General features: G+C 56.8%; 8 protein-coding genes. 2 read left to right on the forward strand and 6 right to left on the reverse strand.

What is annotated here, in order from left to right; genetic code table 11:
* The 5 genes from VMW13_10235 to VMW13_10255 form a co-directional block, all read right to left on the reverse strand.
* On the reverse strand, positions 1 to 643 hold a 643-nt coding region (locus VMW13_10235; protein HUV45191.1), incomplete at its 3' end, for an FAD-binding oxidoreductase.
* The gene (locus VMW13_10240) at positions 644 to 1,192 is read right to left on the reverse strand and encodes a Mut7-C RNAse domain-containing protein (GenBank protein HUV45192.1); all 549 of its coding nucleotides are present in this window, start codon (positions 1,190 to 1,192) and stop codon (positions 644 to 646) included.
* 225 nt (positions 1,193 to 1,417) lie between these two features.
* Positions 1,418 to 2,188: an MBL fold metallo-hydrolase gene (locus VMW13_10245; GenBank protein ID HUV45193.1), complete on the reverse strand. Its 771-nt coding sequence runs from the start codon at positions 2,186 to 2,188 to the stop codon at positions 1,418 to 1,420.
* Positions 2,185 to 2,874 carry a queuosine precursor transporter gene (locus VMW13_10250; protein HUV45194.1) on the reverse strand — a complete coding sequence of 230 codons (690 nt, stop codon included), beginning with the start codon at positions 2,872 to 2,874 and terminating at the stop codon, positions 2,185 to 2,187. Before VMW13_10250 ends, VMW13_10245 begins: the two co-directional genes overlap by 4 nt.
* Before the next feature lie 2 nt (positions 2,875 to 2,876).
* On the reverse strand, positions 2,877 to 3,827 hold the full coding sequence (locus VMW13_10255; protein ID HUV45195.1) for a magnesium transporter CorA family protein: 951 nt from the start codon (positions 3,825 to 3,827) through the stop codon (positions 2,877 to 2,879).
* Positions 3,828 to 4,103: 276 nt separating this feature from the next.
* On the opposite strand from VMW13_10255, the gene VMW13_10260 reads away from it, so the two are divergent.
* Both VMW13_10260 and VMW13_10265 read left to right on the forward strand, forming a co-directional pair.
* Positions 4,104 to 5,516 carry a CoA-binding protein gene (locus VMW13_10260; GenBank protein HUV45196.1) on the forward strand — a complete coding sequence of 471 codons (1,413 nt, stop codon included), beginning with the start codon at positions 4,104 to 4,106 and terminating at the stop codon, positions 5,514 to 5,516.
* Between the two features lie 76 nt (positions 5,517 to 5,592).
* The gene (locus VMW13_10265) at positions 5,593 to 7,044 is read left to right on the forward strand and encodes a CoA-binding protein (protein HUV45197.1); all 1,452 of its coding nucleotides are present in this window, start codon (positions 5,593 to 5,595) and stop codon (positions 7,042 to 7,044) included.
* 48 nt (positions 7,045 to 7,092) lie between these two features.
* Here the strand turns inward: VMW13_10265 and VMW13_10270 are convergent.
* Positions 7,093 to 8,166 (reverse strand): hypothetical protein (locus VMW13_10270; GenBank protein HUV45198.1); only part of this gene is annotated, 1,074 nt, incomplete at its 5' end.

Raw genomic sequence — 8,166 nt, forward strand, 5'->3', positions numbered from 1 at the left:
TGGTTATCACCGCCAGTGTCCCCTCCGACCCGATGAGCAACTGGGTGAGGTCATACCCGGTGCTGCACTTGACGAACTTTCCGCCCGTCTCTATGATTTCTCCGGTCGGTAGCACCGCTTCCAAACCCAGGACGAAGTGCCGGGTCACACCGTATTTGACGGCCCTCATACCGCCGGCATTGGTGGCGACATTCCCGCCGACCGCGGCGCTCTTCTCTCCGGGGTACAGTGGATAGTAAAGCCCGCACTCCTCCACCGCCTGGTACAGCTCCTCCAGGGTGACCGCCGGCTCAACAGTGGCCACGAAGTTGAGCCGGTCTATCTCCAGTATGCGGTTCATCCTTTCCATGGAAAGGACAATCCCCCCGTAGAAAGCCACGGCACCGCCGGCAAGACCCGTCCCGGCACCTCGTACGATGACCGGAATCCTTGCCTCGTTGGCCAGCCTCAGGACCCCGGCGACCTCCCGGCTGTTCCCCGGTTTCACCACCAGGTCAGGTATGGCCCGGTCTGACCCCGGCGCCTCGTCGCGGGAGTAGTTCTCCCTCTCGTCTCCGGTCAGGATGTTCCTCTCACCCACTACTCCGGTCAAGCCGGCCATCAGGGCTTCAGTGACCTCACCGTACCTGCTCTGCTTCTCCATCTACCTTCCCTCCGACAGCCGCTCCCCGGGATGGGTGCTCCGTCCGGCCTGACTCTGTACGAACCCGCGCAGCTTCCGGGTCATTGCCTGCCAGTGAGTTCCTTTCCAGTAGACCCGGTGGCAGGCAGGGCATTCCACAAACTGCTCCTGCGTTTGAAAGACGTAGGGCGGCACCCGGTCGGCCACTTCTTCCTTGCCCCGCTCCACCAGGGGCTGGTTGCACTCCAGGCAAAGACTGAGCGGCCTGAAGTCGATGTCGAGATGCAGGTGCTCAATCACCTGACGTATCTGTTCTTCGGGGCTGTCGCCGCTGACGAGAATAGCTCGCAATCGACCGCTGGTTATCACGCGCCGTTCCATAATGCGGGTGTCCCTGGTGATAATAATCCTTGCCTGGTCCAGGGCAATGCGTATCATGCGGTAATCTTCACCGTGGTCGAACAGCAGGGTGTCGTAACCCATCATCCTCAGCCACCGGGCGAGTCTGCCGACGTTGAGGTCAACTATGAATCTCAGGTCTTCTGTGGAGTCCGCTGTTTCAGTATTCACGCCATCGAATCCTGTCGCTGTTTAGTCCTGCCGGAGTTCTGAGGTCTAGCAGGGTGATGAAAAAGGAGAGTCCAGAGAGGGTGCCCCTTCTTAGGGGCATGCCTCTTTGGCAGGGGCCTGGGGGTGCCCCCCAGATACAATCTTTACCCCCTTCCTGGCCAGGAAGGGGAAGGCGGCCCATCTGGGCCGCACGGGGATTGGTCGAAATGGTTTTTCAGCAACCTGCTAGAGTTCAAGCTGCATCCCCTCATAAGCGATGGTAATGGGTGTACCCAGGGTTTCGGCGACATCCTTAATCTGGATTTTTATTTCATCCTCCAGTTCCGGACTCATGTGCACAGTGACTATCTCGGGCAGGTAGCCTTTGATTTTGCGGAAGATAAGCATTTCCTGCTTAAGCAGGGTCGGGGTCATGTGCCCGGCCTCCAGGGCTATTTCAGAAAACCTGTCGGGTAGCGTAACCTCGGTGATGAGGACCTGAGGGGATACGTGCTGCCAGCATTCTTCGAGCCCCGGTCCGGTGTCCGCGGTGTAGAACAGCGCTTTACCTTCCGGTGATGTGACCTGGTACCCCACTGTTGTCACCGGGTGATTTACCGGGACGGGCAGGACAGAATAGCCGGCAATCAGCTCCATAGAGTACGGCTCCACTATCGTGAACCGGACGGTCGGGTTTTCTTCCGGTCTCTCCAGGAATTTGGAGTAGAGTTCGCCGTTAAGGAGATGGGAGGACAGAGCTTTACGGACATCGTTGGTTGAGTAGATGCTGATAGAGGTCCCGGAGTGGTAGAAATTCATGGCCAGTACCGGTATATCCCTGATGTGGTCATAGTGCCGGTGGGTAAGCAGCACTGCCTTGAGTGCCCGTTGTGCCGCGAAGGACAGGCTGGAGGTCAGTGCCCCGGCGTCTATCGCCAGGACATCATCGATGAGCAGGCAGATACAACCGGTCTCCTGCGATTCAATATTGTGCGCCCCCAGAAAGCGAATATTCATTGCCTGACAGCCTTTCGTTGCCGTTCCCGAATAGAGAACGGATTGAAGTTCGTCTCGTGGTCGTAGATATCCGTACCCTCACGCTTTTTAAGGGAATTCACTGCGAGGTACGTCAGCGGGGTGGCAGCAGCTTCAATTGCTACCTTGGCCAGCCAGTGGTGGAGGACCATCACCAGTGCAAAGACCGGAGTGCCCACGAAGGCCAGGGTGATGAATATCAGGGTATCCAGACCCTGTCCCACCAGCGTGGAGCCGATGGTCCTTGTCCACAGCCAGCGCCCCCGGGTTATGACCTTCATCTTTGCCATGATAAAGGAGTTGGCAAATTCGCCGGCAAGGTATCCAAGGAAAGAGGCGGACAGTAACCGTGGTGTATAGCCGAGGATGCTCACGTAGGCCTCCTGGCCTTCCCAGAACGGTGCTGACGGCATAATCTGCCCCACCCAGGCGAAGAAGACGAAGACCAGGTTGCAGGCGAAACCGAGCCAGATTATCTTCCTTGCCTGGTGATACCCGTAGACTTCAGTCAGGACATCCCCGAAGATGTAGCTCAGGGGGAAAACGAATATCGCCGCGGGTAGAATCAGAGGTCCCAGGCTTACCACCTTAACAGCGATGACGTTGGCAGTGATGAGGCAGGTAACGAAGACGGCGGCGATGACCACGAACCGGGGAGAGGCATTCATTGTTAAATCCAGTGCTGGCGACGGAAAAAGTAGAGCATAGCAGCAATGATTACCAGGCAGATAAGGGAGACATAGAGGGCGGAGAGTCTGGAGTCCCCGAAGGGTCCCAGGGGGATATTCATGCCGAAGATACTGGCCACAACCGTAATCGGCAGCATGATGGTGGCGATTACGGTCAGCATTCGGACTATCTCGTTGGTGCGGTTCGTTGCCAGGGAGTCGTGGGTATCGTTCAATCCCTCGATTCTCTCCTTGTACTCGTCCAATCCGTCCCATATCTTGTCAATATGGTCCACCAGGTCGTCGAAGTAGACCTCCATGTCCGTCTCGGTAAAGCGGCGGACCTTGGGCCATAGGCTGCCGGCCACCGCTCGCAGCGGCCAGATAACGCGGCGGAAGGAGATGACATCCCGACGCAACTCGGAGATATCCCTTATTGCGCGGGGCATGCTGCGGGAGAATATTTCTTCATCGACCCTGTCGATGTTACTGCCAATCTTGTTCAGTATCGGCAGGCAGTAATCGACCAGCCGGTCGATTATCCGGTAAAGGAGTTGTCCGGGGCCACCGCTGAGGTTCTGGCTTCGGGCTTCCTCGTCAAGCTGGCACTGCCGGAACAGGTTCACCAGTGGCTTGAGGTCTCCCCGGTGCAGTGTGATAACGTAGTTCTGTCCGATGAATACCGACACCTGGCTGGGGGTTGTTACTCGTGTCTTTTTGTTGAACACAGGGAAGTGGAAGACCAGGAAGAGGTATTCCTCGTACTCGTCTATCTTGGGCCTCTGAATACGACTGAGACAATCGTCCAGGTCCAGGGGGTGGAAAGGATAGTTCTGGGCCAGGTACTCCGTCTCCCGCTCCGTAGGACCCTCGATGTTGACCCAGGTTACGTCTTCCCAGGTCAGCGACTCTACGTGCAGTTGTGGCTCTTTTCCGGTTGTGGTCCTGGCCATGACAGACTGCCCCCTACTGGTGTGTCGCCGGTCTACATTCTATCATATTTGCCAGACCGTGGCTAAATCGTGTATCATATTAGTTGTAATGGTATAAAACTGTCAATATACCGCCGTTGGGGCGAAGAGGGCGCTGGTTTCAACGCCCTCTTCTTTGGGCACCGCCCGCAATACGGGGCGCACCGGCACACGAGCTATTACCCCAGTATCACCTGCCAACCTGCTGGCGGTATCCGTTGACAGCGACTGAAAAGCACTGTTGGGGAGGTCCTGTCGATGTCCACTCACCCTCTGGAGAAACTGCTACGCCCGAGGTCAATCGCCGTGGTTGGTGCTTCGAAGTCCGGTCGGGGAGGAGGTTTCGTTGCACCTCTCCTGGAGCTGGGCTTCAAGGGTGATATCTACCCCGTTAATCCAAAATATACCGAGATAATGGGCATGAAGGCCTATCCCCGGGTGAGGGATATTCCCGGGCATGTCGATTACGTTATTTCTTCCATTCCGGCAGCCGGGGTGCTGAGCATGCTCGATGACTGCGCTGAGAAGGGTGTGAAGCTGGTCCACCTGTTCACGGCACGCTTCAGCGAAACCGGGCGCAAGGATGCCGCTCAACTGGAGCAGGACATACTGAGGAAGGCCAAGGAGAGCGGTATCCGGCTAATAGGCCCAAACTGCATGGGCATCTACTATCCGGCAATGGGAATCTCCTTCAATGGCGGGATGCCCAGAGAGGCCGGTTCGGTTGGCGTGGTCTCACAGAGTGGACAGGTTGTCGGGGAGATGGTCGGCAGTGCCGGAGCCAGGGGTATCCGTTTCAGTAAGGCTATCAGCTATGGTAATGCCCTTGACTTCAACGAATGTGATTATCTGGAATACTTCGCGCAGGACCCGGAAACCAAAGTAGTATTGCTGTATATCGAAGGAGTCAGGGATGGCCCCAGATTTCTGAGGGTATTACGTGAACTGACAGCGGTTAAGCCTGTCATTGTGGTGAAGGGTGGCCGGGGTGAAGCCGGAACCAGGGCAACTGCCTCGCACACAGCATCACTTGCCGGTTCCAGAGAGATATGGCAGACCGTTGTTAATCAGACCGGTATAATCACTGCCAGAGACCTTGAGGAACTGGTCGATATTGCAGCCGCATTCTATTTTCTTCCTCCTTTCTGTGGAAGACGTGTAGGTGTTACCGGAGGCGGTGGTGGTAAGAGCGTGCTTGCTGCCGACCTCTGTGAGGAGGCCGGCCTCAACGTAATCCCGCTACCGGATGATATCCGGCAAGAGCTTAAAAGACAGGGTAGCCCTATCTGGGACTGGATAAATAATCCGGCGGATTTCTCGATTGCCATGGGTGATAATAGCAGTTCTGTGGTTATGACAAAACTGATGGCCGGGCATCCGGACTTTGACTTGATGATGCTCTTTGTCTCCGGCCCATGGCATAAGGACAAGTCCTTCTCGCTCGATGAGCACATGAAACACTTTGGACTTGAGAGCCTGAATGGCAAACCGGCTATCCTCGTATTTGGCGAAAGAGATCATGGAGGCGATGGGAAAGATGCCGAGTACGAGGAGATTAATACCGAAATGAAGCGCAGGCTTAATAAGGCTGGTTACCCTTTGTACCCCGGTATTCAGAGAGCGGCCAACGCCGTCAGTAAGATGATATCCTACTACGAGAAGAAACGGTAGCGTTTATCCCCTGTGAGTGCCGGCGTCCCCTCACTACTAGTCCCACTGTGAGGGGGCCCCTCCGGCAGGTTTGTGGATGTCGGTAGCAAAAATACTGGACGAAATCCTGCACCCGAAGTCGGTTGCCGTGGTCGGGGCCTCCGGGAGTCAGAGGTCCTGGGGCTACAGCTACACGACTCACCTGCTGGAATACGGCTTCCGCGGCAACATCTATCCGGTTAATCCCCGGTATCCGGAGATACTGGGACTCAAGGCTTACCCCAGCCTGTTGGACATCCCCGGCACCGTCGACTACGTAATCTCCTGCGTTCCCAGTAACCTGGTTCTCGGTATGCTCGAGGAGTGTGGCCAGAAGCAGGTCAAAGGGGTACATCTTTACACGGCGCGCTTCAGTGAGACCGGACGCAAGGATGCTGCCGACCTGGAGCAGGAGGTACTAAACAAAGCGAGGAGATTGGGCATCCGCCTCATCGGCCCGAACTGCATGGGCGTTTACCACCCCGGGCACGGAATGTCCTTCGGCTACAATTTGCCAACCGAGTCGGGACCGGTGGGGATGCTGTCGCAGACCGGAGGTGGGGCTTCCGGCTTCGTCCGTCTGGCGGGAAAGCGCGGCGTCCGGTTCAGCAAGGTAATCAGCTACGGTAATGCCCTTGATTTCAGCGAGTCCGATTACCTGGAGTATTTCATGCACGACCCGGAGACCAGGGTTATCGCGGTATATGTCGAGGGGGTCAGGGATGGCCGTGGGTTCTTCAACACCCTGCGCAAGGCAGCCGGGGAGAAGCCGGTGATTGTCATCAAGGGTGGCCGTGGAGAAGCGGGAACGCGAGCGGTAGCCTCTCATACTGCCTCCCTCGCCGGTTCGATGAAGGCATGGCAGGCTATGGTTATCCAGGCCGGTGCTATCCCCGCAAAGAACTTCGAAGAGATGACCGACCTCGCCGTCTCGTTCTGCTTCTTGCCCCCTGTGCTGGGGCCGGGGGTGGGTATTGCCGGTGGAGGAGGCGGCCCCAGTGTTCTTTCCGCCGACGAATGCGAGGAGGTAGGGCTTGAGGTTGTCCCGTTGCCGCCCGAAATCCGCAAGGCGCTGCGGGATAATGGTGTCCAGATATGGGACTGGGTGAGCAACCCGGTTGACGTATCGATTATCGGCGGATTCGGGTTCAGCGACCTGGATATGCTGCGCCTGATGGGTTCCAATGAGAAATACCACATCCTTATCGGCCTCATCAACGAGGACGTCATGCTCACACTCTCCCGGCCCGAAGGAGCGGAGATGCGATTGAAGGGTGCCGTCGAGGGATACCGTCAGTTAAAAGAAGAGATTGGCAAGCCGCTGCTGGCGGTGATAGGTGATGATGGCTCGGGCAGCGACGAGTACGGTAACTTCAGCGGGAAGATAGTCAGCCAGGCGCGGACAGACCTGATTGCCGCCGGGATTCCCTTCTATCCCACCATCGGACGTGCTGCCAGAGCGGTCAGAAAGGTCCTCGACTACTACTTGAGGAAAGCGCGGCACGCCTAGTAGATACAGTCCTGTCAATACTTGTTTCATCAAGGTTCTTTCTTCACCCTACTCATCGGTCAGCTTCATGGCATAAACAATGGCACCTGTCTGCCGGTTCAGCTCATACACGACGAAGTCATGGCTCATAACCGGGTGAACCCAGAGTGGGAACCCCGACCCCAATGGCACTGTCGACGTCAACGAGACTTCATGTTGGGTTCTCAGGTCGTAGAGATAAATATCTGCTGCTGGAGTGCGGACCTCATTATCCACTACCGTAATCACATCGTTGGTGATGTTGCCCTTACTGGCCCTGGCATCTGTCCAGGCAACCAAGTCACCATGAATGGTCGGAGCGAAGGCGGCGTAGCGGCTGTTCGAGACCTGCTTCTCACTTCCCTCAACTACGTCACGGGCAAAGACGTCGGCCTCCGCATAGCTCCACTGACGGAGCCAGGCGACGCGGTTTCCATAGATGACCGGGTAGTGATCGTTTCCCGGAGATGTCGTGACGCGCCGCTCCTGGCCAGGGGCAAGATCGTACACGTATATCTCGTTGTTGTAGTCGGGTTCGTTGCCTGCGTGCATAGTGATCTCCGGGTCGGCGTGGCGGTTGTCCGTCCACACCACCAGGTCGCCGTCGATGGCCAGGTCCCCGCCTTCAGCCGAAGTCGTCGAGGTCAGTCTTGTCTCCTGGTCGGTGCTGAGATCATAGGCGTACACATCATAGCGTCTCGGGTTGTGATAGCCCTCTTCGTGGCGGTTGTCTAGCCAGACGATGGTATTACCGTGGATTCTGGGATGCACCTGAGCACAGTCATCAGTTGTGAGCTGGCGCACCTCGCCGGTCTTGATGTTGAGGAGGAAGACATCCCAGTTGGGCATTGGTGAGTGTCTCACGGAGCGCTGCTGCTCAGCTTCATCCCGGTCGACTGAGGCCCAGACGACCTTGTCGCTGTGAATAGCAGGAGCATCGTATACTATCCGGTCAGCGGGAAGCTCCAGCACCCGCTCTTTCTCCCGTGAGCGCAGGTCATATGTAGAAATATAGTACCTGGGTATCTGACCACCCTCGCGGTCGGTTTCAAGACCGACCATAATGTCCCCCCAGATAGCCTGCTGACCATACTCCCATTTCTC

This window comes from Dehalococcoidales bacterium (assembly GCA_035529395.1).
Lineage (GTDB): Bacteria > Chloroflexota > Dehalococcoidia > Dehalococcoidales > Fen-1064 > DUES01.

Excerpts from the sequence above, each read along its gene's own strand:
- VMW13_10250 (HUV45194.1), bottom strand. The coding sequence starts at position 2,874 with ATGAATGCCTCTCCCCGGTTCGTGGTCATCGCCGCCGTCTTCGTTACC.
- VMW13_10265 (HUV45197.1), top strand. The coding sequence starts at position 5,593 with ATGTCGGTAGCAAAAATACTGGACGAAATCCTGCACCCGAAGTCGGTT.
- VMW13_10260 (HUV45196.1), top strand. The coding sequence starts at position 4,104 with ATGTCCACTCACCCTCTGGAGAAACTGCTACGCCCGAGGTCAATCGCC.
- VMW13_10255 (HUV45195.1), bottom strand. The coding sequence starts at position 3,827 with ATGGCCAGGACCACAACCGGAAAAGAGCCACAACTGCACGTAGAGTCG.
- VMW13_10245 (HUV45193.1), bottom strand. The coding sequence starts at position 2,188 with ATGAATATTCGCTTTCTGGGGGCGCACAATATTGAATCGCAGGAGACC.